22 protein-coding genes and 1 rRNA gene are annotated in these 23,498 nt (G+C 72.9%); 16 read left to right on the plus strand and 7 right to left on the minus strand.

The window, feature by feature from the left end; translation table 11 throughout:
- The 9 genes from rrf to ACIQPQ_RS33110 all read left to right on the plus strand — a co-directional run.
- Positions 1–93 (plus strand): 5S ribosomal RNA (gene rrf / locus ACIQPQ_RS33070); the annotation flags it as partial.
- A gap of 60 nt (positions 94–153) precedes the next feature.
- Entirely contained in the window at positions 154–798 is a 645-nt protein-coding gene (locus tag ACIQPQ_RS33075; RefSeq protein ID WP_401311363.1) for an HAD family hydrolase, read from the plus strand.
- 107 nt (positions 799–905) lie between these two features.
- Positions 906–2,126: an MFS transporter gene (locus ACIQPQ_RS33080; RefSeq protein WP_401311366.1), complete on the plus strand. Its 1,221-nt coding sequence runs from the start codon at positions 906–908 to the stop codon at positions 2,124–2,126.
- On the plus strand, positions 2,077–3,249 hold the full coding sequence (locus tag ACIQPQ_RS33085; protein ID WP_383782129.1) for an acetoin utilization protein AcuC: 1,173 nt from the start codon (positions 2,077–2,079) through the stop codon (positions 3,247–3,249). The genes ACIQPQ_RS33080 and ACIQPQ_RS33085 overlap by 50 nt, the downstream gene beginning before the upstream one ends.
- Before the next feature lie 280 nt (positions 3,250–3,529).
- Complete coding sequence (locus tag ACIQPQ_RS33090; protein ID WP_401311369.1) at positions 3,530–4,345, plus strand: phosphatase; 816 nt, start codon at positions 3,530–3,532, stop codon at positions 4,343–4,345.
- Positions 4,346–4,479: 134 nt separating this feature from the next.
- On the plus strand, positions 4,480–4,689 hold the full coding sequence (locus ACIQPQ_RS33095) for a helix-turn-helix domain-containing protein (protein ID WP_093781815.1): 210 nt from the start codon (positions 4,480–4,482) through the stop codon (positions 4,687–4,689).
- A gap of 155 nt (positions 4,690–4,844) precedes the next feature.
- Entirely contained in the window at positions 4,845–4,943 is a 99-nt protein-coding gene (locus tag ACIQPQ_RS33100; RefSeq protein WP_003948845.1) for a 30S ribosomal protein bS22, read from the plus strand.
- A gap of 185 nt (positions 4,944–5,128) precedes the next feature.
- On the plus strand, positions 5,129–6,190 hold the full coding sequence (locus tag ACIQPQ_RS33105; protein WP_383782133.1) for an NAD-dependent epimerase/dehydratase family protein: 1,062 nt from the start codon (positions 5,129–5,131) through the stop codon (positions 6,188–6,190).
- 14 nt (positions 6,191–6,204) lie between these two features.
- A complete protein-coding gene (locus ACIQPQ_RS33110; RefSeq protein WP_383782135.1) occupies positions 6,205–7,278 on the plus strand; it encodes a lysophospholipid acyltransferase family protein in 1,074 nt (357 codons plus the stop codon).
- A 54-nt stretch (positions 7,279–7,332) separates the two neighbouring features.
- On the opposite strand, the gene ACIQPQ_RS33115 is transcribed toward ACIQPQ_RS33110, so the two are convergent.
- From ACIQPQ_RS33115 to ACIQPQ_RS33125, 3 genes are all read right to left on the minus strand, one after another.
- On the minus strand, positions 7,333–8,580 hold the full coding sequence (locus ACIQPQ_RS33115) for a DUF5667 domain-containing protein (protein ID WP_401311373.1): 1,248 nt from the start codon (positions 8,578–8,580) through the stop codon (positions 7,333–7,335).
- A 254-nt stretch (positions 8,581–8,834) separates the two neighbouring features.
- The gene (locus ACIQPQ_RS33120; protein ID WP_401311376.1) at positions 8,835–9,620 is read right to left on the minus strand and encodes an ECF subfamily RNA polymerase sigma factor, BldN family; all 786 of its coding nucleotides are present in this window, start codon (positions 9,618–9,620) and stop codon (positions 8,835–8,837) included.
- Positions 9,621–10,054: 434 nt separating this feature from the next.
- Positions 10,055–10,957: an HAD family hydrolase gene (locus tag ACIQPQ_RS33125; protein ID WP_401311379.1), complete on the minus strand. Its 903-nt coding sequence runs from the start codon at positions 10,955–10,957 to the stop codon at positions 10,055–10,057.
- Between the two features lie 147 nt (positions 10,958–11,104).
- Here ACIQPQ_RS33125 and ACIQPQ_RS33130 point away from each other — a divergent pair, with 147 nt between their 5' ends.
- From ACIQPQ_RS33130 to hemB, 6 genes are all read left to right on the plus strand, one after another.
- Complete coding sequence (locus ACIQPQ_RS33130) at positions 11,105–11,389, plus strand: glutaredoxin family protein (RefSeq protein WP_383782142.1); 285 nt, start codon at positions 11,105–11,107, stop codon at positions 11,387–11,389.
- Between the two features lie 360 nt (positions 11,390–11,749).
- Positions 11,750–12,541 (plus strand): redox-sensing transcriptional repressor Rex, encoded by a 792-nt coding sequence (locus ACIQPQ_RS33135; protein ID WP_401311382.1) that lies wholly within the window; start codon positions 11,750–11,752, stop codon positions 12,539–12,541.
- Positions 12,538–14,289 carry a glutamyl-tRNA reductase gene (locus tag ACIQPQ_RS33140; RefSeq protein WP_401311385.1) on the plus strand — a complete coding sequence of 584 codons (1,752 nt, stop codon included), beginning with the start codon at positions 12,538–12,540 and terminating at the stop codon, positions 14,287–14,289. The genes ACIQPQ_RS33135 and ACIQPQ_RS33140 overlap by 4 nt, the downstream gene beginning before the upstream one ends.
- Positions 14,290–14,294: 5 nt before the next feature.
- Positions 14,295–15,272 (plus strand): hydroxymethylbilane synthase, encoded by a 978-nt coding sequence (hemC, locus tag ACIQPQ_RS33145; RefSeq protein ID WP_383775789.1) that lies wholly within the window; start codon positions 14,295–14,297, stop codon positions 15,270–15,272.
- Positions 15,269–16,972 (plus strand): uroporphyrinogen-III synthase, encoded by a 1,704-nt coding sequence (locus ACIQPQ_RS33150; protein WP_383775786.1) that lies wholly within the window; start codon positions 15,269–15,271, stop codon positions 16,970–16,972. The genes hemC and ACIQPQ_RS33150 overlap by 4 nt, the downstream gene beginning before the upstream one ends.
- Positions 16,973–17,219: 247 nt before the next feature.
- A complete protein-coding gene (gene hemB, locus ACIQPQ_RS33155) occupies positions 17,220–18,212 on the plus strand; it encodes a porphobilinogen synthase (RefSeq protein ID WP_401311389.1) in 993 nt (330 codons plus the stop codon).
- 25 nt (positions 18,213–18,237) lie between these two features.
- Here hemB and ACIQPQ_RS33160 read toward each other — a convergent pair whose 3' ends face one another.
- Complete coding sequence (locus ACIQPQ_RS33160; RefSeq protein ID WP_401311392.1) at positions 18,238–18,930, minus strand: DUF4232 domain-containing protein; 693 nt, start codon at positions 18,928–18,930, stop codon at positions 18,238–18,240.
- A gap of 225 nt (positions 18,931–19,155) precedes the next feature.
- Between ACIQPQ_RS33160 and ACIQPQ_RS33165 the strand changes: the two genes are divergently transcribed.
- Complete coding sequence (locus ACIQPQ_RS33165; RefSeq protein ID WP_401311395.1) at positions 19,156–20,523, plus strand: helix-turn-helix domain-containing protein; 1,368 nt, start codon at positions 19,156–19,158, stop codon at positions 20,521–20,523.
- Here ACIQPQ_RS33165 and ACIQPQ_RS33170 read toward each other — a convergent pair.
- From ACIQPQ_RS33170 to argS, 3 genes are all read right to left on the minus strand, one after another.
- The gene (locus tag ACIQPQ_RS33170) at positions 20,463–20,666 is read right to left on the minus strand and encodes a hypothetical protein (protein ID WP_401311398.1); all 204 of its coding nucleotides are present in this window, start codon (positions 20,664–20,666) and stop codon (positions 20,463–20,465) included. The two genes, ACIQPQ_RS33165 and ACIQPQ_RS33170, sit on opposite strands and share 61 nt — an antisense overlap.
- Before the next feature lie 200 nt (positions 20,667–20,866).
- Positions 20,867–21,652: a DUF4253 domain-containing protein gene (locus ACIQPQ_RS33175; RefSeq protein ID WP_401311401.1), complete on the minus strand. Its 786-nt coding sequence runs from the start codon at positions 21,650–21,652 to the stop codon at positions 20,867–20,869.
- Between the two features lie 51 nt (positions 21,653–21,703).
- A complete protein-coding gene (gene argS / locus ACIQPQ_RS33180; RefSeq protein WP_401311404.1) occupies positions 21,704–23,473 on the minus strand; it encodes an arginine--tRNA ligase in 1,770 nt (589 codons plus the stop codon).
- Positions 23,474–23,498 lie beyond the last annotated feature (25 nt).

Consider the following 23,498-nt stretch of genomic DNA (forward strand, 5'->3'; position numbering starts at 1 on the left):
ACGCCCGGTTACATTCCGAACCCGGAAGCTAAGCCTTACAGCGCCGATGGTACTGCAGGGGGGACCCTGTGGGAGAGTAGGACGCCGCCGAACAAATTGTGAGAGAAACCCCCGTGTCATTGGCACGGGGGTTTTTCGTTTTAGGATCGCCGTATGCGCTATGACCTCGTCCTCTTCGACAACGACGGTGTGCTCGTCGACAGTGAGCCGATCTCCAACCGGCTGCTGGCCGCCTACCTCAGCGAGCTGGGGCACCCCACGTCGTACGAGGACTCCATCCGGGACTACATGGGGTCCGCGATGCACCGCGTCCACGATCTCGTCCTGGAACGGACCGGGCAGCGGCTGCCGGAGGACTTCGACGACGTCTTCCACGCGCGGGTGTTCGCCGCGTTCCAGCGCGAGTTGCGGCCCGTGACCGGCGTCGAGGCCGTTCTGGAAAGGCTTGCCGCTGACGGCGTGCCGTACTGCGTGGCGTCCTCCGGGAGCCATGAGCGGATACGGGTCGGACACCGGGCGACCGGGCTGGCGCGATGGTTCGACGACGGGCGGATCTTCAGCTCCCAGGACGTGGGCAAGGGCAAGCCCGCCCCCGACCTCTTCCTCCACGCCGCCGCGCGGATGGGCGTCGCGCCCGAACGGTGCGTCGTCGTCGAGGACAGCCCGCTCGGCGTCCAGGCCGCCCTCGCCGCCGGGATGGACGTCTACGGGTTCACCGCCATGACACCCCCCGCCAAGCTCGCCGGAGCCACCGGACTCTTCACCGCCATGACGGAACTGCCCGACCTCCTGAAGTGAGCCCCCTGCAAGTGAGCCGGCCGGCGCGGACCACCCGGCGAAGCTGAACCGAATTCATCTTTGGCCGGATCTACCCACGAGTACGCCAGGGCTCTACGCTCGCCGCCATGACAGAAGTGCTGCGGCGCGGTAGGGCCTCGTTGGCGTTCGGCTTCTTCGTGCAGGGGGTCGCCTTCGCCCTGCTCGTGACGCGCATCCCCGCCATCCAGGACCGGTACGGGATCTCCGACGCGTTGCTGCCCGTCTTCCTCGCCGCCGTCCCGATCCTCGCCGGTGCCGGAAGCGTCCTCACCGAGCGGCTGGTGCGGCGGATACCGCCCAGCCGCGTGCTGCGCTGGTCCCAGCCGGTCGTCCTGCTGGCGCTGCTCGCCGTCGGCGGCGGCGACCGTGTCCTCGTCCTGGCCGTCGCCCTCGGGGTGTTCGGGCTCTCTGTCGGGGCGCTGGACGCCTCCATGAACATGCTCGGCGTGAGCCTCCAACGGGCGTACGGGCGCAGCATCATGCTCAGCTTCCACGCCGCCTACAGCCTCGGCGGGATTCTCGGGGCCTCCCTCGCCTGGGCGGGGGCGCACTGGCACCTCGCGCTGTGGGTGTCGTACCTGCCGGTCGTGTGCGTGCTGATGCCCGCGGTGCTCGTCGGGAGCCGGTGGTACGTCGACGCGGACGGCGAGGAGCTGAAGAGCGACGACGAGAGCGCGGGCGGGGGCGGTGGGCTCGTGTTCAAGGCGCTGCTGCCGCTGTGCCTGGTGATGACGTTCGCGTACATCGGGGACTCGACGGTCTCCAACTGGAGCGCCAAGTACCTCCAGGACGTGCTCGGGAGTTCGGAGCAGCTCGCGACCGTGCCGTACAACGTCTACATGGTGACCACCCTCGTCGGGCGGGCGCTCGGGGACTTCGGGGTGCGGCGGTTCGGGGCGGTGGCCGTCGTCCGGGCGGGGACCCTGCTGGCCGCGCTCGGGTTCGCGGTGGTCGCCGCGGCGCCGGGGGCGTGGGCCGGGATGGGCGGGTTCACGCTGGTGGGGCTCGGGCTGTGCGTGCTGGTGCCGCAGACCTTCGCCGCGGCCGGCCGGCTGTTCCCGGGCGCCTCCGACGCCGCCGTCGCCCGGCTCAACATCTTCAACTACGTCGGCTTCCTCATCGGTTCACCGCTCGTCGGCGCCCTCGGCGACGCCTGGAGCTACCGCGGGGCGATGATCGTACCGATGGTGCTCGTGCTGGTGACGCTCGTGTACGCCCGGTCGTTCGCGCCTCAACCGGACCGATACGGTGGCGGGCATGAGCGGCCGCGCACAGCTGATGTGGGACGAGGCAGTAACGGGCTATGACTTCGGACCGGACCATCCGATGGACCCGGTCCGGCTCGCCCTGACGCGATCACTCGTCGACGCCCTCGGGCTCGACCGCGAGGTGGACGTCGTCTCCGCCAAGCCCGCCGGGGACTCGACGCTGCGGCTCGTCCACCGCGAGGACTACATCGCGGCCGTCAAGGCGGCCTCCGTGAATCCGCGGGCCGCCGACCTGACGTACGGGCTCGGGACCGTCGACGATCCGGCCTTCGCCGGGATGCACGAGGTGTCCGCGCTCATCGCCGGACTGTCCGTCGGGGCCGCCGAGGCCGTGTGGCGGGGGGAGGCGCCGCACGCGGTCAACTTCGCGGGCGGGCTCCACCACGCCATGCCCGGCGGGGCGGCCGGGTTCTGCGTCTACAACGACGCGGCCCTCGCCATCGCGCGGCTGCTGGAGCTGGGGGCGCGGCGGGTCGCCTACGTCGACGTCGACGTGCACCACGGGGACGGGGTGCAGGCCGCGTTCTGGGACGATCCGCGCGTCCTGACGATCTCGCTGCACGAGCATCCCCGTACGTTGTTCCCGCAGACCGGGTGGCCCGAGGAGACCGGGGCGGGAGCGGGGGAGGGGGCCGCCGTGAATGTGGCGCTGCCCGCGGGGACGGGGGACGCGGGGTGGTTGCGGGCCTTCCACGCCGTGGTGCCGGAGCTGGTTGCCGACTTTCGGCCCGAGGTGCTGGTGACGCAGCACGGTGCGGACACGCACTTCGAGGACCCGCTCGCGCATCTCGCCGTGTCCTTGGACGCGCAGCGGGCCGTGCAGGTCGCGTGTCACGAGCTGGCGCACGCGCATGCCGGGGGGAAGTGGGTCGCGTTGGGTGGGGGTGGCTACGCCGTGGTGGATGTGGTGCCTCGGTCGTGGGCGCATCTGGTGGGGGTGGTGGCGGGGAAGCCGGTGGCGCCGGAGACGGTGATTCCTGAGGGGTGGCGGGGGGAGGTGTTCGCTCGGACGCGGGAGTTGGGGCCGGTGCGGATGACTGATGGGCGGTGGCCTGTGGGGTGGGGGGAGTGGGACGCCGGGTACGATCCGGCGGATCGGTTGGATCAGGCCGTGTTGGCTACGCGGCGGGCCGTGTTTCCGTTGCGGGGGTTGTTGGCGTAGGGGGGTGCCCCCTGGGGTTTCTCGCCCCCGCCGCCCCTTCCCGTCCCGACCTCGGGGGCTCCGCCCCCGTGCCCCCCCGGCGGGCTGCGCCCTGCACCCCCCATCGGCCCTGGACGGGCCTCGTCCTCAAACGCCGGACGGGCTGAAGGATCTCCGGGTGGGCTGAAAGACCCCCGCGCGGGCTGAAGGACCCCCGGACGGGCTGAACGATCTCCGGTGGGCTGAAGGACCCCCGCGCGGGCTGAGAGACGTACCGTCGGGTTTCCTCGTTAGGCAGGGTGTGGCTGAGGTCGAGGCGTTGGTGCGGTATCTCGTGCGGGTCGGGGTGGCGGGGGTCGTGGGGGCTTCCCGGGAGGGGAGTCTTCGGCGGTATCGGCTGTTCGCGGGGGGTGATCCTCGGGTGCTGATCGGGATCGATCCCGAACGGGACTGGAGTGAGCGGGAATTGGCGCGGCTGATGGCCGAGCGGTGTGGGGTTTCGGACGATCCGGGGCGGAGTTCGGGGCATGATGTGATCGACCCCGAGCGGACGGTCGCCGCGCTCGACCGGTTCGCGGAGCGGGTCGCCGCCGTCGCCCTGCGTGGCGGCCCGGTGCTGCTCGGGACCGGACATCCGGGGCAACTGGTGGGGTTCTACGGTGCCCTCGCAGACGGTCTGTCGGCGGCGGGGTGTACTGTCCTGCGTCCGGCGCAGGGTCGCTGTGTCGACATAACGACCCGGTTCGGTCTACGTACATGCCGTATCGACTACCGCCGGGGGGTCGGCCTGGTGCGGGAGGCCGCGGGGGCGCGCGGTGGTGGCGCGGCCGGTCTGCACACGCACTCGCCGCTGCCGGTTCGGGTCGTGCTGGCCGCCGCGGCGGAGGCCGGCGGGCCGCTGCCAGAGCTGGTGGTGGGGGACCACGGGTGGCTCTGCGGGGCAGGTCAGCTGGGGTTCGAGGCGATCGGGACGGCCGACGTCGACGACCCGGCGCCGTTCGTGGGGGAGGCCGAGGGCGCGGTGTCCGTCGTCGTTCCACTTGATGACGGCGTGCGCTCCGCTCACTACCGCCCGCTCGCGCGCTACGTCCTCGCGCGCGCCGGTCTGTCACGGTAGTCCACCGACGGGTGCACCTCTTCCCCACTCGCATCACCCGCCCCTACATTGGGGAGTGAGCACGCAGCGACGAAGAGTCACCGGAAGGGGAAGCCGGTGGCCGTCGAGTCGAGTGCGGAAGGTTCAGGTGTGTCATGGCTGCTGGCGAGAGGCCTCTGAACGAGGTTCAGTTCCTGACCGTGGCGGAAGTCGCCTCGGTGATGCGCGTGTCCAAGATGACCGTGTACCGGCTGGTGCACAGCGGTCATCTGCCCGCGATCCGGGTGGGGCGGTCCTTCCGCGTCCCCGAGCAAGCGGTGCACGAGTACCTCCGCGAGAGCTACGTGGGGGTGGAAACGGCCTGACGGCACGGCCGGAGGGACCCCGCACAGGGCACCCCTGGGGTCCCTCCGCGGCCTCGATTACGACCTCAGCGCCGAGGCGGGTAGGCTAGCCCCTCGTAGGTCGTATGGGCCCATGGCGCCCAGCACCGAGTGATGAGAAGTGAGCGAGGGTAGTCGTGGGCTCTGTTATCAAGAAGCGGCGCAAGCGGATGGCCAAGAAGAAGCACCGCAAGCTGCTCAAGCGCACGCGCGTCCAGCGTCGTAACAAGAAGTAAGGCAAGGCGTACGACGCAGACGCGAGCCGCGTAAGCGCGCGGTGTGGCCCCCGACCGGTTGCCGGTCGGGGGCCACACGCATGTCCTGGGTCTCCGTGGCGCACCCTCGACCCGCTAAGTTGGCCCGCAGACGGGGAAGGCGGCAGGGTGGACACCTCCGCACCCGGACAAGGAAGGCGCTGATCTTGGGCAAGGTCGTGCTCGTGACGGGAGTGGCCCGGCAGCTGGGGGGCCGGTTCGTGCGGCGGATCGGGCGGGACCCCGCGGTGGACCGGGTGATCGCGGTCGACGTGGTGCCCCCGGAGCACCCGCTCGGCGGCGCCGAGTTCGTCCAGGCCGACATCCGGCAGCCCACCGTCGCGCGGGTCCTCGCCGAGTCGGGCGCCGACACGGTCGTCCACCTCGACGTGACGGCCACCGCCCTCGGCAGCGGCAGCCGGACCACGGTCAAGGAGACCAACGTCATCGGCACGATGCAGCTCCTCGGCGCCTGCCAGAAGTCGCCCACCGTGAAGCGGCTGGTGGTCAAGTCCAGTACGAACGTCTACGGTTCGGCGCCCCGCGACCCGGCCGTCTTCACCGAGTCGACCTCGGCCAAGTCCCTGCCGAGCGGCGGCTTCGCCAAGGACACCGTCGAGGTCGAGGGGTACGTGCGCGGGTTCGCCCGGCGCAGGCCCGACGTCGCCGTGTGCGTGCTGCGGTTCGCCAACATCCTCGGCCCGACCGCCGAGACCCCCCTCGCCTCGTACTTCTCGCTGCCCGTCCTGCCGACCGTGTTCGGCTACGACCCGCGACTCCAGTTCGTCCACGAGGACGACGTGCTGGAGGTCCTGCGGATCGGTCTGCACGAGCCGGAGCGCGGCACCCTCAACAGCGGCACCTTCAACATCGCCGGGGACGGCGTGCTGCTGCTGTCGCAGTGCTCGCGGCGGCTCGGGCGGCCCACCGTGCCGCTGCTGCTGCCCGCCGTCACCTGGGCGGGATCGCTGGTGCGTACGCTGGGGATGACGGACTTCTCGCCCGAGCAGATCCGGCTGCTCACCCACGGCCGGGTCGTCGCCACGGACCAGATGCGCGAGACGCTGGGATTCACGCCCACCTACACCACCGCGGAGACCTTCGCGGACTTCGCACGCAGCCAGGGGCCGGGCCTCCTGCCCCCCGAGGTCCTCGCCGGGGCCGTCGACCGGCTCGCCGCGCTGCGCGCCGCGGGCGACGGCCGCACCCCGGCCCGGCACGGCAACTGAGGAGCGCAGCAACGATGGCGGACGCCAAGGTCATTCCGTTCGACGACGACCGGTCCCGAGGGGGCGGTGGCGGTCGCCCGGCGCGCCGGCGGAGCACCGGGGCCCGGCGGCGCGGCGAGTCCGGCGAGCCCGCCGCGGTGCAGCCCCTCCAGCCGCTGCCGAGCGGTCCGCCCCCGGCGGACGCCCCCGCCGCGCCGGAGGGGGCGGGCACCCCGGACGGGTTCGAGGACGCGCTCCGCGAGGCCCTGGGCGGACTGGAGCGGCGGCTCGCGGGCGGGCTGTCCTTCCTGCGCCGCCGCCTCACCGGCGACTACGAGGTCGACGACTTCGGCTACGACGAGGAACTCACCGACCAGGTCCTGATGTCGCTGCTGCGCCCGCTGTACGAGAAGTACTTCCGGGTCGAGGTGAAGGGCGTCGAGAACATCCCCGCCGAGGGCGGGGCGCTGATCGTCGCCAACCACTCGGGGACGGTGCCGCTGGACGGGCTGATGATGCAGGTCGCCGTGCACGACCATCATCCGGCGGACCGTCATCTGCGGCTGCTCGCCGCGGACCTGGTGTTCGTGCTGCCGGTCGTCAACGAGCTGGCGCGCAAGCTCGGCCACACGCTGGCCTGCGCGGAGGACGCCGAACGGCTCCTGGCGCGGGGCGAGCTGGTCGGGGTGATGCCGGAGGGCTTCAAGGGCATCGGCAAGCCGTTCGGCGAGCGGTACAAGCTCCAGCGGTTCGGGCGGGGCGGGTTCGTGTCGACGGCGCTGCGGCAGGGGGCGCCGATCATCCCGTGCTCGATCGTGGGCGCGGAGGAGATCTACCCGATGATCGGCAACGCCAGGACGCTCGCCCGCGTCCTGGGCTTCCCTTACTTCCCGCTGACGCCGACCTTCCCCTGGCTCGGGCCGCTGGGCGCGGTGCCGCTGCCGACGAAGTGGACGATCCAGTTCGGGGAGCCGATCCGTACGGACGGCTATCCGCCGGAGGCAGCGGAGGACCCGATGCTGATGTTCAACCTGACCGACCAGGTCCGCGAGCAGATCCAGCACACCCTGTACAAGCTGCTGGTGCAGCGGCGGTCCGTGTTCTTCTGAGCCCGCCCCGCCCCGCCCCACCGCCGTACGACCGTCGCTCCGGGTGGGCGCGACCTAGTCCGCGTCCTCGGCGTCGATGCCGAGACCGGGCAGCAGGCCGGGGAGGAGCGGGGGGAGGGTGACGTCGGGCGCCGTGGTCGGCAGCCGGGGCGGCGGCGCCGAGGTGCCGTCGTCCTGCGGCGGGTCGAGCAGGCCGCCCGTGTTGCCGCCGAGGAGGCCGTCGTCGTCCGTGCCGGAACCGGTCGACCTGCTGGGGCTGCCGGAGCCGCTGCCCGGACGGTCGGGTGCGCTGGACCGCTCCTCGGCGCTGGGTGTCGAGGAACCGCCGCCGGACTTCGACGTGCCGGGTGTGGTGGGTGTGGCGCGCTGTCCGCCGCGGTCGTCGCCGCCGCCGCGGGCCGGGGGCTGCGGCAGCAGGGACTGGAGCGGGGCCACTTCGTCCTCTATGGCGTCGAAGACCGACGACACCTGCTGGCTGACGTCCCCGAGCTGGACCGGGAGCCGCTCCCGCAGCGCGCCCCAGGCCTCGCGGTGCGCGCGGGAGAAGGCGGACAGGGTCTGCATGGGGCCCAGCGACTCCGGGTCCCGCTCGTACGCCTCGTGGAGCAGGCGGTGGCCCTCGGCGGCGTCGTGCTGCATGCCGGACAGGGCGCGGCGGACCTCGCCCAGGGACTCGTGGTCCAGCGGGGTGCCGCCCCGGCCGCGCTCCATCAGGCGCCGGGCCTCGCTCAACCGGGTCGACGCCTGGTCGAGGTAGGCCTCGCCGCGCTCGCTGTCGCCCTCGGCGAGGTAGGTGAGCTTGAAGTCCTCGATGCCGCGCTTCAGCCCGTAGAGCGAGTCACCGGGGAGGGCGTCGGAGCTGGCCGCCGCCACTCCGCCGAAGGCGCCCGCGGCGACGCCGACGCTGAGGCCGCCCGCGGTGAGGCCCTTGGCGAGCCGGGAGCGCGGCCGGAATCTGCCCAGTGATGTCGCCCGATGCGCGCCCCGCGCCCGGTGGGAGCGCTGCTCGGGCACCGAAGGGCCCGCTCTCTCGCCCAGCGTCCCGGCCCGCAGCAGGGCGTCCATCTCGGCGGCCAAGCGCGCGCGGTGGACGATCTTCACCTCAGGGTCCAGCTCCGGCTTGGGCAGCTCGGCGAGACGCGTGGCGAGGCCCACGAGCGGGCCCCCCTCGGTCTGGTCCGCAGCGGCCGGGGCCGGAGCCGGTCCTTCGGTCTGCTCGGCCGCCGTGCCCCGGTCGGACTGTTCCTCCAGGGCCTGGGCGAAGGCGTTCGCCCGCCGGTGCGCCGATACGTTCGCGATCACTGGCGGCACCTCCTCTCGTCATGACGGTCGACTCCCCGGGGTTCCTGAAGGGTGCACGCACCCCGCCGCGTCCACACGATCGAGTGACCGGGGGCGGCGAGGACGTGACCACAGGGAGCCTGTATCCCGCACAACGACTGGCGCGGCACTTGGGTTACGGACTGCGGATGATCGGATGGGGAAGTCAACGGACTTTCACTGACGGTGAGTTGAAGTGGCCGTGGGTAGCCGCCGGGTGGGTCGGGGCGGCCGGGTCAGCGGGCGTCGTCCGGGAGGAGCCGGGCGAGGGTGCGGACGGCCCGGTACTGGAGGGTCTTGATCGCCCCCTCGTTCTTGCCCATCACCCGCGCGGTCTCCGCCACCGAGAGCCCCTGGAGGAAGCGCAGGGTCACGCACTCCTGCTGCTGGGGGTTGAGCCGCCGTACGGCGTCGAGCAGGGCGGCGTTGGAGAGGGACTCCAGGACGGAGTCCTCGGGGGAGCGCTCGACCTCGTTGGCGTCGAGCATCTCGCCGGTGGTGACCTCCAGCCGGAAGCGGCTGGACTTGAAGTGGTCGGCGACCAGGTTGCGGGCGATCGTCACGAGCCAGGCGCCGAAGTCGCGGCCCTGCCAGGTGAAGGTGCCGATCCGGCGGAGGGCCCGCAGAAAGGTCTCGCTCGTCAGGTCCTCGGCGGTCGCCTTGCCGCCCACGCGGTAGTAGATGTACCGGTAGACGGTGTCGCTGTACTGGTCGTACAGCCGCCCGAAGGCGTCGGCCTCGCCGGCCTGGGCCCGTTCGACGAGGTCCATCATGCGGGCGCTGTCGCTGTCCGCCGCTGGTCGGCGGACAGCGGGCGCGCCCGCGGACCGCCCCCGTCTGCCGACCGCGGCGCTGCCGTCGGCCAGTGCGTAGCACGGGCCGACCGGCGCGGCGGCGGTGGCGAGGGCGGGGACGGCGTACGCGGTGGGGACGAAGCCGCGCAACAGGGACTGCTGGACCGTAGCGACCGTTGCGCGGAGCGTAGCCAGGCCCGAGGTGTCAACCCCGACGTGTGGGTACACGGGACTCCCAGAGGCAGAGCTTCCATCACGTGCAGTGCGGGACCGTTCACCCGTCGTGACGACGGAGAGGTACCGGTTTGCGTCTGAGGAGAATAACGCTTCGTGCAGGTGCTGCTACACCGAGTTGCTCAAATCACCGATTACGTCGCTTCCGTAGCCTATTGACGCTCAATCAAGTTGCGCAGGGTGACCACTTGTTGATCGAAATGCTTCGTATTTCGGCTCGGAGCGGGGCGGGTTGTGGCTGTGCGCGGACAACAGGCATGGCGGGGCGTCCACGGGGGTACATCGGATTGATTAACCGGTTCCCCGGCCCCGCGCACGGACACGGACGCGGATGCGGACGTGGATGCGGACGTGGAGACGCACCCGCACACGGAACCGGCACCCGGTGCGGGTGCGCGAGGGGGTGCGGGCGTCTTCGGGGAAGCGGGCTAGCGGCGGCGGCGGTGCAGGGCGATGGCCGCGGCCGTGCCGCCCGCCACGGCGCCGACCCCGGCCGCCGCGGGGATGCCGACCTTGGCCGCCTTGCGGCCGGTGCGGTAGTCGCGCAGGCGCCAGTCGAGGTCGCGGGCGTGCCTGCGGAGCTTGGCGTCCGGGTTGATGGCGTAGGGGTGGCCGACCAGCGAGAGCATCGGGATGTCGTTGTGCGAGTCGCTGTAGGCGGCGCAGCGCGTGAGGTCGAGGCCCTCGGCGGTGGCGAGGGCGCGGACCGCCTCCGCCTTGGCCGGGCCGTGCAGCGGTTCGCCGACCAGCTTGCCGGTGTAGACGCCGTCCACGGACTCCGCGACCGTGCCGAGCGCGCCCGTCAGGCCGAGGCGGCGGGCGATGACCTGGGCGATCTCCACGGGGGCCGCGGTGACCAGCCAGACCCGCTGGCCCGCGTCGAGGTGGGCCTGGGCGAGGGCGCGGGTGCCGGGCCAGATCCGCTCGGCCATGTACTCGTCGTAGATCTCCTCGCCGATGGACTGGAGTTCCGCGACGCGGTGGCCCTTGACGATGGAGAGGGCGGAGTCGCGGGCCTCCTGCATGTGCTCGGGGTCCTCGACCCCGGCGAGCCGGAACCAGGCCTGCTGCCAGGCGAACTTGGCGAGGTCGCGGGTCTCGAAGAACTTCCGCTTGTACAGGCCCCGGCCGAAGTGGAAGAGGGCGGCGCCCTGCATCACCGTGTTGTCGAGGTCGAAGAAGGCGGCGGCGAGGTCGTCGCCGTGCACCGGGAACTGCGGTTCCTGTTCCGAGACGTCCTTGCGGGCTGCCTCCGCGGAGGCCTCGCCTGCCAACACGCTCCGCGCCGTGGCGGAGCGCCTACGGGGGGTGAGCCATCCGAGAGCGGCCATGGCGTGAGCATAGCCAGTCCCGCGCGTGCTTCCTCCGTCCGCGGGTTGGAACACCGTGAACTCTCCGCGACCGTGCCGTTAAGGAGGGCGCGTGCGCGCGGGGTCCGGGGCGGACCGGTCCGCGCGCGGCGCGGGAGAATGGCCGGCATGAGTCCCCTCTTCCGCCGCAAGGGCCCCGCCCGCGCCCCCCAGGACCGGCTCGTCACCCTCATCGGGAAGCCGGGCTGTCATCTGTGCGACGACGCGCGGACCGTCGTCGAGACGGTCTGCGCCGACCTGGGTGTGCCGTGGGAGCGGAAGGACATCACCGAGGACCCCGCGCTGCACGACCTGTACTGGGAACAGGTGCCGGTGGTACTCGTCGACGGGGAGCAGCACACCTTCTGGCGCGTGGACGAGGGACGGCTGAGGAGGGAACTCATGAGCGGGTGACGGACGAGGGGCGACGGCCGACGCCGGTCGGGCGGCGGTTCGGCGGGGGACCGGGCGAGCCCGGCGAACTGACCGAGCAGTCCAAGTCGGGTCAAAAGTCGCTTAGGATCGACGGCGACCAGGTCTCGGGGGCGGGATTCGTGAGGAGAGTGTGCGGTTTTGCCCCCGATAAAGAAGGAGCGCAGGCGCCCCGGCGCCGGTTCCCCGCAGGCGTGCGAAGGACGCGTGACCCCGGTCACGTTGGCCGGGCAAATCGGACACCATCTTTGTGCACGCGTTCACAAAGACATAGCCTGCATTCGACGGGGCGGTCCGGGGACGTACGACCGCCCACAGCCCCGCTCTACCCGCAGGAGCACCGTGGCAACTGGCCGAACTCACCGACCGGCGACCCGTAGCCGAGGGATTCCCGAGGCCACCGTCGCCCGCCTTCCGCTGTACCTCCGCGCCCTGACCGCGCTGTCGGAGCGCTCGGTGCCCACGGTCTCCTCCGAGGAGCTGGCCGCCGCCGCCGGGGTCAACTCCGCGAAGCTGCGCAAGGACTTCTCGTACCTCGGCTCCTACGGCACCCGCGGGGTCGGCTACGACGTCGAGTATCTCGTCTACCAGATCTCCCGCGAACTGGGCCTGACCCAGGACTGGCCGGTTGTGATCGTCGGTATCGGCAACCTCGGCGCGGCCCTCGCCAACTACGGCGGCTTCGCCTCCCGCGGCTTCCGGGTCGCGGCGCTCATCGACGCCGACCCCGAGATGACCGGGCGCCAGGTCGCCGGGATCTCCGTCCGGCACAGCGACGAGCTGGAGCGGATCATCGCCGACAACGGCGTCTCCATCGGCGTCATCACCACCCCGCCGAGCGTGGCCCAGCAGGTCTGCGAGCGGCTGGTGGCCGCCGGGGTCACCTCCATCCTGAACTTCGCGCCGACCGTGCTGTCCGTGCCCGACGGCGTCGACGTGCGCAAGGTCGACCTCTCGATCGAGCTCCAGATCCTCGCCTTCCACGAGCAGCGCAAGGCCGGTGAGGACGCCGCCAACGCCGCGAACACCGCCGCCGACGCGGCCGACGGCGCCGTACCGCCGCCGCCCGCCCACCGCGCGCGCCCCACCGACCAGGGACCCGACGGGGACGTACCCGCCGTGATGCCGGCATGAGTCTCCTCGTCGTCGGACTGAGCCACCGCAGCGCTCCGGTGAGCGTGCTGGAGCGGGCCTCGCTGTCCCCGGACGCCCAGGCCAAGCTGGTGCAGGACACGGTGGCCGCCGAACCGGCCGCCGAGGCCGCGGTCCTCGCCACCTGCAACCGCATCGAGCTGTACGCCGACGTGGACAAGTTCCACGCGGGCGTCGCCGAGCTGTCCACGCTGCTCGCCCAGCACAGCGGCGTCGGCCTCGAAGAGCTGACTCCCTATCTCTACGTGCACTACGAGGACCGGGCCGTCCACCACCTGTTCTCGGTGGCCTGCGGGCTGGACTCCATGGTCGTCGGCGAGGGGCAGATCCTCGGCCAGATCAAGGACGCGCTCGCCCGCGCCCAGGAGCTGCACAGCGCCGGGCGGCTGCTGAACGACCTCTTCCAGCAGGCGCTGCGGGTCGGCAAGCGCGCCCACTCCGAGACCGGCATCGACCGCGCCGGGCAGTCCCTGGTCACCTTCGGCCTGGAACAGCTCGCCGACGGCGCCGACGTCACCGACTGGGCGCGGCACAAGCGGGCCCTCGTCATCGGCGCGGGCTCCATGTCCTCGCTGGCCGCCGCGACCCTCGCGCGCGCCGGGGTCGCCGAGGTCGTCGTTGCCAACCGCACCCTGGACCGGGCCGAGCGCCTGGCGCAGATCCTCGCCGAGGGCGGCACCGCGCACGTCGCGGCACGCGCCGTCCCGATGGAGGCGGTGTCCGCCGAGCTGACACGTGCCGACATCGTCGTCTCCTGCACCGGCGCGACCGGACTCGTCCTGACCGCCGAGGCGGTCGCGGCGGCCGTCGGCGGCCGCACGGGCACGCCCGTCACCCTCGCCGACCCCGACCCCGACACCGACGCGCACGCCGACTCCGGGTCCGAGCGGGCGCCGGAACCCCTGGCCGGCGTACGGTCGCTGCCGCCGACCTCCGTCGGCACCGAGGACGGCTGTCCGCTCGACCTCGCCGCCGTCCAGCAGCAGCCCGGCTTCTCCGTCATGGGCGAGGCCGCCGTCGCCGGGATGGACGCCGCCACCCTGGAGCAGCACGCCGCCTGGGTCGCGGGCGCCGGTGTCGACCGCCGCGAGGCCGCCCGCCGCCCCGCCGCCGACCCCGAGCTGATCAGCGCGCTCGCCGCGACCGCCGCCACCGCCGGGCGGGTCCCCGAGCGCCGCCGCCCCGAGCCGGTCCCCGCGCCCGTACGGCCGCGCCCCGTGCTGTTCCTGCTGGACCTCGCCATGCCGCGCGACATCGACGCCGCCGCCCACCGGCTGGCCGGGGTCCGGCTGGTCGACATCGAGTCGCTCGCCGAGGCCTCCGCGGACGCGCCGATGGCCGCCGACGTCGACCAGGTCCGCCGGATCGTCTCCGACGAGGTCGCCGCGTTCGGCGCCGCGCAGCGCGCCGCCCACATCACGCCCACCGTGGTCGCCCTGCGCGCCATGGCCGCCGACGTCGTCGCCGGGGAGATCGCCCGGCTCGACGGCCGCCTGCCCGGTCTCGACGACCGGCACCGCGCGGAGATCACCCAGACCGTCCGGCGCGTCGTCGACAAGCTGCTGCACGCGCCGACCGTACGGGTGAAGCAGCTCGCGGCCGAACCCGGCGGCGCCGGGTACGCGGACGCGCTGCGGACCCTGTTCGACCTCGACCAGGAGACGGTGGCCGCCGTCTCCCGCGCCGAGGACAGCACCGAGAAGAACGCAGAGAGCCGAGGGCCGGCATGAACGGCATGAAGACGAGGGACCCGGGGCCGACCCGGCCCCTGAGACTGGGGACGCGGCGCAGCAAACTCGCGCTGGCCCAGTCCGGGCAGGTGGCCGACGCCGTCGCCCGGGTCACCGGGCGGCCCGTGGAGCTGGTGGAGATCACCACGTACGGCGACACCTCCCGCGAGCACCTCGCGCAGATCGGCGGCACCGGTGTGTTCGTCACGGCGCTGCGCGACGCGCTGCTCGGCGGCGAGGTCGACTTCGCCGTGCACTCCCTCAAGGACCTGCCGACCGCGCAGCCCGACGACCTCGTCCTGGCCGCCGTCCCGGTCCGCGAGGACCCGCGGGACGTCCTCGTCGCCCGGGACGCCCTGAAGTTCACCGACCTCCCCCGCGGGGCGCGCATCGGCACCGGTTCGCCGCGCCGCACCGCGCAGCTCAACGCGTACGCCCGCGCCCACGGCCTCGACATCGAGACGGTCCCGATCCGCGGCAACGTGGACACCCGGATACGGCTCGTGCACGAGGGCCCGCTGGACGCCGTCGTGCTGGCCGCGGCCGGCCTCAACCGGATGGGCCGCGGCGGCGAGGTGACCGACTTCCTGTCGGTCGACACGGTTCTGCCCGCTCCCGGCCAGGGAGCCCTGGCGATCGAGTGCGCCGCGCACGACGCGGACCTGATCGCCGCGCTCGGCGAACTCGACGACCCGTTCACCCGGGCCGCCGTGACCGCCGAACGGTCCCTGCTCGCCGCCCTGGAGGCCGGCTGCTCCGCCCCCGTGGGCGCGCTGGCCGACCTGCTGGCCGACGGGCAGATTGTCAGAGAAATGCGCCTGCGGGGCGTCGTCGGCACGACCGACGGCTCCCGTACGGTGCAGCTGTCCACCACCGGTCCCGTGCCCCAGTCGTACGACGGGGCGAGGGCCCTCGGTCGCGAACTCGCGGCCGAGATGCTCGCCCAGGGCGCGGCCGGTCTGATGGGGGAGCGAGCACAGTGAGCCCCACCACCCTTCCCGCCGGTCCGGACCACGGGCACGTCACCTTCCTCGGTGCCGGGCCCGGGGACCCGGGACTGCTGACTCTGCGCGCCGTGGAGGCGCTGGCCCGCGCGGATGTCCTCGTCGCCGAGCACGAGGTGCTCGACGTCGTCCGGACGCACGCCAGGGCCGGCGTCACCGAGGTCCCCGCGGACGCCGATCCCTCGTCGGATCTCGTCCCGGGCACGGGCACGCCTCACCCGACGGTTGTTGACGGTTCGTCAACAACCGCTGGTGGCCCCGCCGTGCGGGATGCCGCACATCTTGTCATGGAGGCCGCGCGGGGCGGCAGGCGGGTCGTCCGAGCGGTCTCCGGGGACCCGGGACTTGATACGTACGCGGCGGAGGAAATGCTCGCCTGCGCGGCGGCCGGTGTTCCCTTCGAGGTCGTCCCCGGTGTCGCCGCCGCCGTCGGCGTCCCGGCCTACGCCGGTGTCCCGCTGCGCGACGCGCAGGGCGCCGACGTCCGCTTCGTCGACGCCCGCACCGCCTCCGACCGGTGCTGGACCGAGGTCGGCGTCTCCGACGGCACCGTCGTCGTCTCCACCACGCTCGACGCGGTGGCCGCCGCCGCCGGTGAACTCGTCGCCGCCGGGCGCAAGCCCGACACCCCGCTGACGGTCACCGTCGCCGGGACCACGACCCGGCAGCGCACCTGGAGCGCCACCCTCGGCACCATCGCGCAGACCCTCAAGCAGGCCAAGGTGCTGCCCTCGCCCGAAGGCGGCCGTCCCGTCATAGCCGTGGTCGGCGAGCGGTCCGCACCCGCCCAGCGCGACCAGCTCGCGTGGTTCGAGTCCAAGCCGCTGTTCGGCTGGAAGGTCCTCGTGCCCCGCACCAAGGAGCAGGCGGCGTCGCTCTCCGACCAGCTGCGGTCCTACGGCGCCGTCCCGCACGAGGTGCCGACCATCGCCGTCGAACCGCCGCGCACGCCCCAGCAGATGGAGCGCGCCGTCAAGGGCCTGGTCACCGGACGCTACGAGTGGATCGCGTTCACCTCCGTCAACGCGGTCAAGGCGGTCCGCGAGAAGTTCGAGGAGTACGGGCTCGACGCCCGCGCCTTCGCCGGGATCAAGGTCGCCGCGGTCGGTGAACAGACCGCCCGCGCGCTGATCGCCTTCGGCGTGAAGCCCGACCTGGTGCCGAGCGGCGAGCAGTCCGCCGCCGGGCTGCTGGAGGACTGGCCGCCCTACGACCCCGTCTTCGACCCCATCGACCGGGTGTTCCTGCCGCGCGCCGACATCGCCACGGAGACCCTCGTCGCCGGGCTGATCGACCTCGGCTGGGAGGTCGACGACGTCACCGCCTACCGCACCGTGCGGGCGTCGCCGCCGCCCGCCGAGACGCGCGAGGCGATCAAGGGCGGCGGGTTCGACGCCGTGCTGTTCACGTCGTCGTCCACCGTGCGCAACCTCGTGGGGATCGCGGGGAAGCCGCACAACGTCACCGTCATCGCCTGTATCGGGCCCGCCACGGCGAAGACGGCCGAGGAGCACGGGCTGCGGGTGGACGTCATGGCCCCCGAGCCGTCGGTGCACAAGCTGGCCGAGGCGTTGGCGGACTTCGGGCTGCGGCGGCGGGCGGCTGCGCGGGAGGCGGGCGATGCGGTGACGCGCCCTAGCGAGCGGAGGCCGGGGGCTCGGCGGCGTCGGGCTACGTGAAGGTTGCTCACGGTGCCGTCTGGGGGCTGTGCCCCCAGGCCCCCCTTCGGCCCTGAACGGGCCTTGTCCTCAAACGCCGGACGGGCTGGAAGGGGCGGGCCGTCGTCAGCCAGTGCCGGGCTGAACGGGTCTTGTCCTCAAACGCCGGACGGGCTGGAGGGGGCGGGCCGTCGGCGTCCGGTGCCGGGCTGAGGGGCCGACTGCTCGTCGGTAAAGGGGGCCCTGGGGCGGGCGTAGCGTAGAGGGCATGTCTACGTACGGGTCATTTCCGGGGGCGCGGCCTCGGCGGTTGCGGGTGAGTGCTGTGATGCGGCGGATGGTCGCGGAGACGCGGCTCGATCCGGCGGACCTCATCCTGCCCGCGTTCGTGCGGGAGGGCGTGCGGGAGCCGGTGCCGGTGGGGTCCATGCCCGGCGTGGTGCAGCACACGCGGGACAGCCTCAAGAAGGCGGCGGCCGAGGCCGTGGCCGCGGGGGTGTCCGGGATCATGCTCTTCGGGGTGCCCGAGGACGAGAAGAAGGACGGGCTCGGGACCGCCGGGACCGATCCGGACGGGATTCTCCAGGTCGCGCTGCGCGATGTGCGGGCCGAGGTCGGGGACGAACTGCTCGTCATGTCCGACCTGTGTCTGGACGAGTTCACCGATCACGGGCACTGCGGTGTGCTGGACGCCGACGGGCGGGTCGACAACGACGCCACCCTGGAGCGGTACGCCGAGATGGCGCAGGTCCAGGCCGACGCGGGCGCCCATGTCGTCGGGCCCAGCGGGATGATGGACGGGCAGATCGGCGTCGTACGGGACGCGCTCGACCAGATCGGGCGGGAGGACGTCGCCGTCCTCGCGTACACCGTGAAGTACTCGTCCGCCTTCTACGGACCCTTCCGTGAGGCCGTCGGGTCCTCGCTCACCGGGGACCGGAAGACCTACCAGCAGGATCCGGCCAATGTCCGGGAGTCGCTGCGTGAGCTGGCCCTCGACCTGGAGGAGGGCGCCGACATGGTGATGGTCAAGCCCGCCGGGCCCTACCTCGATGTCCTCGCCCGCGTCGCCGACGCCGCGCACGTCCCCGTCGCCGCCTACCAGATCTCCGGCGAGTACGCGATGGTCGAGGCCGCCGCCGAGAAGGGCTGGATCGACCGCGACCGCGCCATCCTGGAGAGCCTGACCGGCATCAAGCGGGCGGGCGCGCAGAACATCCTCACCTACTGGGCCACCGAAGTGGCCCAGAAGCTGAGGTAGTCAGCCCGCGGTCAGCGGGCGGGGCTCACCAGGACAGGACGTCGTCCAGGTCGCGCTGCCACCAGGTGACCGTCAGGGAGCTGTCGTAGTAGACGCCCTTCGCGGGCAGCTTCGGGGTCGCCGAGGCGCCGCCGTCGCTGTTGGGCGTCATCCCCTGGAACATGACCGTCAGCTTCTTGCCGGTCGTGCCGCCCGAGCCGCTGCCGTCGGCCGCCGACAGGCGGACGCCCGCGTAGCCGGACTCGCCGGGCGCCAGGGTCGTCACCGCCTGCGGCTGGGTGTTCTTGTCCGCCGGCGGCGCCCACTGCATCTCGTCGAAGCGCACGTACGGGAAGTACGTCAGGTCGCACGTCTTGCCGCCGGTGTTCTTCACCGTCAGCAGCAGGTGGTTCAGCGGGCGCTGGAGGACCTGCGCCGTCACCTTCGTGTTGGAGCCGTTGCACAGCACCCGGCCCGGCGACTTCGCCTTCTTCGAGCCCGACGCCTTCGAGCCCGTCGTCTTCGTGGTGGTCGCGGTCGTGCCGGACTCGCTGTCGGCGCCCGCGGAGGTCCCGGAGTCGGTGGTGGCCTCCTCCGCCTGCTTCTGGCCCGACGAGGCCACCGTCGCGGCGGCGGGCGTCGAGGCTCCCTCGTCCTTCGTGCCTGAGCCGTCCTGGCAGGCCGTCAGGGCGAGGGCGGCGAGAGCGGCCGCCGCGGGGGCCGCGAGTCGGATGCGCATGGGAATCCTCTTTCGAACGTGTGGCGGAAAAGTCGGTGTCCGACACGCCGTCCGCCGGATGGCCGGAGAGCGGCGTGCTTGGATGGCCACAGCTTGGGCCGCGGTCCGTCCCGGCCGCCACGACCGGCGCGCCATCAGGGACGCTGGAACGTTCGCACCGCCTCTGAGCTGCGAAGACAGACCGTCCCTGGAACGGCGGGACGGGACATGGGGGTGGAGGAAACAGTGTCGGCGACCGAGTTCGCGCAGCTGCTCAGCGCGCTCAAGGAGCGGTCCGGGCTCAGCTACGGGACGCTCGCCAAGCGCATGCACATGAGCACGTCCACCCTCCACCGCTACTGCAACGGTGACGCCGTCCCCGCCGACTACGCGCCCGTCGAGCGCCTGGCCCGGCTCTGCAAGGCCACCCCGGAGGAGCTGGTCGAACTCCACCGGCGCTGGGTGCTGGCCGACGCGGGGCGGGGGAAGAAGCAGCCCGGTGCGGCCCTCGCGGGTGTGGAGGAGGCGCGCGCTGTGGAGTCGCGCGTGGAGGAGTCGCGCGTCGAGGAGGGGGAGCCGGCGGGGGTGAAGGAGGGGGCGGTCGCCGGGGCCGTCGGACTCCGGGAGGGCGCGGACGGGGGCGAGGTCGGTGAGGTCGTCGACGTGGCGGCCGGGGGGCCGCCCTCGCGGGTGCGGCGGGCCGTGCTGGTGGGGGCCGGGGTCGTTCTCGCCGTGGGGGCGCTGGTGCTCGGGGTGTCGCTGGCGGGCGGCGGGGGTGGTGGCGGCCGGGACGCGGCGGGCGCTGGGGTGTCCGCGCAGGGCAGAGCGGCGGAGACGGGGGCGGCCTCCTCGCCGTCCGGGTCCCCCTCGCCCTCCGCGCCCGCTTCCCCGTCCGGGTCGGGCGAGCCGTCCGCGCCCGCTTTCTCCGCGCCGCTCGGCGCGGGCGCCGGGTCCGCCGGGGACGGTCCGGGGGCCGGGGCGGACCGGAACGACGGCGCGCCCCCGCTCACCGTGGGCGTCCGGCCGTACGCCTGGGAGAGCCCCTGTGACCAGCGGTATCTCATCGACCGGGAGCCGGGGCGGGTCGCGCCGCCGCCGGTGGAGCAGGACGCGCCCGCCTGGGTCGCCGCGCACAAGGGGGTCGCGGCGGGGCGGCAGTACCTGGAGCTGACCGTGCAGGGCACCGGGGACGAGACGGTCGTGGTGAAGGGGCTGCGGGTGCGGACCGTCGAGAAGCGGTCCCCGCTCGCCTGGAACGCGTACGCCATGGGCTATCCCGGCGTCGGCTGCGGCGGCGGCGTGCCCACCCGCTTCTTCACCGTCGCCCTCGACGCGGCGCGGCCCGTGCTGGTGCCGGAGGCGGGGCACGCCGACTTCCCGTTCAAGGTCAGCGAGTCCGACCCCGAGGTCTACTACGTCAGCGCCGAGGCCGCCGCCTACGACGTGAGCTGGACGCTGGAGCTGTCCTGGTCCAGCGGGTCACGGCACGGCACGCTCGTCCTGGACGACGAGGGGCGCCCGTTCCGCACCAGCGGGGAGAACGGGCGGCCCTCCTACGAGTTCCCGCTCGGCGGGTCCGCCTGGCGTCCCGCCGGGGAGGAGCCCCCCTCGTAGGGAGCCGCGCCGCGCGGGGACGGCCCCGAGGGGCCCTCGTCGTGCAGGCCTTCGCCGTCCTCGCAGGCGGTGAGGGCGAGGACGGCGGCGCAGAGGAGGGCGGCCAGGGCCAGCCAGGTCGTGGGGGAGACACGCGAGGGCATGGGGCCAGCCTCGCCGGTCCCGGCGCCGGGCCGCCGCCGGACGCGGCCGACTCGGGACGCCGAACCCGTCCCACACCCGCTGACCTGCGCGGACGCGGCGGACACGGGACGTGTTCCGGGACGCGGTCCGGGACGCCGATCACCCGGTCAGGCAGTCACCCGGGCATGCGGGCACGCGGTGACCTGGCCGGGCGGCCGGGTCAGTCCCACCAGAAGGACCACACCTGCTCCCCGACCAGTTCGCGGGCGTACGCCTCCAGCGTGCCGGAGCCCTGGTCGACGGCGTCGGGGCAGAACGCGTAGTGCTCGACGGCGACCGCCTCCGCCTCCGCGAGGGTCGCGGGCGGCGCCGCCACCGACACGGCCAGCACGTCGAAGCCGAGCGCCACGACCCGTATGCCGAAGCGGTCCTCCCAGGAGCGCAGGACCGCGGAGAGGCGGGCGGTGTCGTTCTCGTGGTTGAGGGGGCCGGACCAGCCGAGGGCGGCGGGCACGTCGGCGCTGCGGCGGGCCGGGACGAGCGCGAGGTGCGGGGCGGTGAGCCAGGACTGGCCGCCCGCCGCGAGGAGGTCGGCCACCTGCGCGGCCCGCGTGTCGGGGTCGGCGCCGAGGACGGGGGCGGCGGCCAGGCCCGGCCAGTCCTCGTCCGCCGCCGCGTACTCCTCCCAGAACCCGGCCAGGACCTCCTCGGCGTCGTGGTCACCGGGGTACGACATCCCGGCGGGCATCAGCTCCCAGGAGTCCGGGCCGCCCTGCGCGCCGCCGAGGTCCACCAGGACCGGGACCAGCCCGGCACGGCCCGCGGTCGCGCCGAGCGCCGTCCAGTTGCCGGGCGAGGCCGCCCGCGCCGCGTGCCACAGCAGCGGTTCGTGCCAGGGGCCGTCGTCCGTCGCGTCGACCAGCACACCGGGCGGCAGCTGGAGACCGAGGGAACGCCCGCTGGGATCGGAGGCCAGCTTGGGCAGCGGGTTGGGAAGAGTCGCCATGCCGGTGACTGTAGGGGCGGGCACTGACAACGCCCGCCCCCGAAGGGCGTCTCAGAGGCGGCCGGGCGTCCGGATGCCGAGCAGGGCCATGCCCCGGTGGAGGGTACGGGCCGTCAGGTCGACCAGGAACAGCCGGTTCTCCACCACCTCGGCCGGGTTGTCGTCCGACAGCACCTGGCACTGGTCGTAGAACGTCGTCAGGTGCGAGGCCAGCTGGTACAGGTACGCGGCCAGCTTGTGCGGCTCGTAGCCCGCGGCGACCTCGCGGATCGTCTCCGCGAACTGGTCCAGGTGCAGGCCGAGGGCCCGCTCCGCCGGGGCCAGCGCCAGCTCCGGGTGGGCGACCGGGCGGGCCTCCCCGGCCCGGCGCAGGATCGACCGGATACGGGCGTAGGCGTACTGGAGGTAGACGGAGGTGTCGCCGTTGAGGGAGACCATCTGGTCCAGGTCGAACTTGTAGTCCCGCACCGCCGACGTCGACAGGTCGGCGTACTTGACCGCGCCGATGCCGACCTGGCGGCCGTTGTCGACGATCTCCTCCTCGGTGAGACCGACCTTGGCGGCCTTCTCCCGGACCACGGCGGTCGCCCGGTCCACGGCCTCGTCCAGCAGGTCGACCAGCTTGACCGTCTCGCCCTCACGGGTCTTGAACGGCTTGCCGTCCTTGCCGAGGACCGTGCCGAACGCCAGCTGCACCGCGGTGACCTCGTCGTTCAGCCAGCCCGCCCGGCGGGCCGTCTCGAAGACCATCTTGAAGTGCAGCGATTGCCGGGCGTCCACCACGTACAGCAGGGTGTCGGCCTTCAGGTGGAAGACGCGGTCGCGGATCGCGGACAGGTCGGTCGCCGCATAGCCGTAGCCGCCGTCGGACTTCTGCACGATCAGCGGGACCCGGTTGCCGTCGGGGCCCTTGATGTCGTCGAAGAAGACGCACAGCGCGCCCTCGGAGCGCTCCGCGACGCCGGACTCCTCCAGCAGGCGGCAGGTCTCCGCGAGCATGTCGTTGTACCCGGACTCGCCGACGATGTCGGGGTCGCGGACCTCCATGTCCAGCTTCTCGAAGACGGAGAAGAAGTAGATCTTCGACTCGTCGACGAACTTCTGCCACGTCGCGAGGGTGTGCGGGTCGCCCGCCTGGAGGTCGACCACCCGGCGCCTGGCCCGCGTCTTGAACTCCTCGTCGGAGTCGAAGAGCCGCCTCGCGGTCTTGTAGAGGCGGTCCAGGTTGGACATCGCCTCCTCGCCGCTGACCTCGGCGTCCTTGTGGTCCAGCTCGTGCGGGTGCTCGTCCAGGTACTGGATGAGCATGCCGAACTGGGTGCCCCAGTCGCCGATGTGGTGGCGGCGCACGACGGTCTCGCCGGTGAACTCCAGGATCTGCACCACCGCGTCACCGATGACCGCCGACCGCAGGTGGCCGACGTGCATCTCCTTCGCCACGTTCGGCTGGGCGTAGTCGATGACCGTGGTGCCGGGCGCGTCCGCCAGCGGCACGCCGAGCCGCTCGGGGTCGGCGTAGCGGGCGGCGAGGTTCTCGGTGATCGCCCGGTCGGTGACCGTCACGTTCAGGAAGCCGGGCCCGGAGACCTCGATCTCCCCGATCACGTCACCGGTGACGACCCGCTCCACGACCTGCGTGGCCAGCTCGCGCGGGTTGGCCTTCGCCTTCTTGGCCAGGGCGAGGATGCCGTTGGCCTGGAAGTCGGCTCGGTCGCTCCGTCGCAGCAGCGGGTCCGCCCCGGCGGCCTCCGGCAGGGTGGCCGTGAGCGCGGACGCGAGGTGCTGTTCGACGGAGTGGGCGAGGGACGTGACCGAGGCCATGGGGTGGCTGCCGTTCTGCTCGGGT

This window comes from Streptomyces sp. NPDC091281 (assembly GCF_044757425.1).
Taxonomy (GTDB): Bacteria; Actinomycetota; Actinomycetes; order Streptomycetales; family Streptomycetaceae; genus Streptomyces.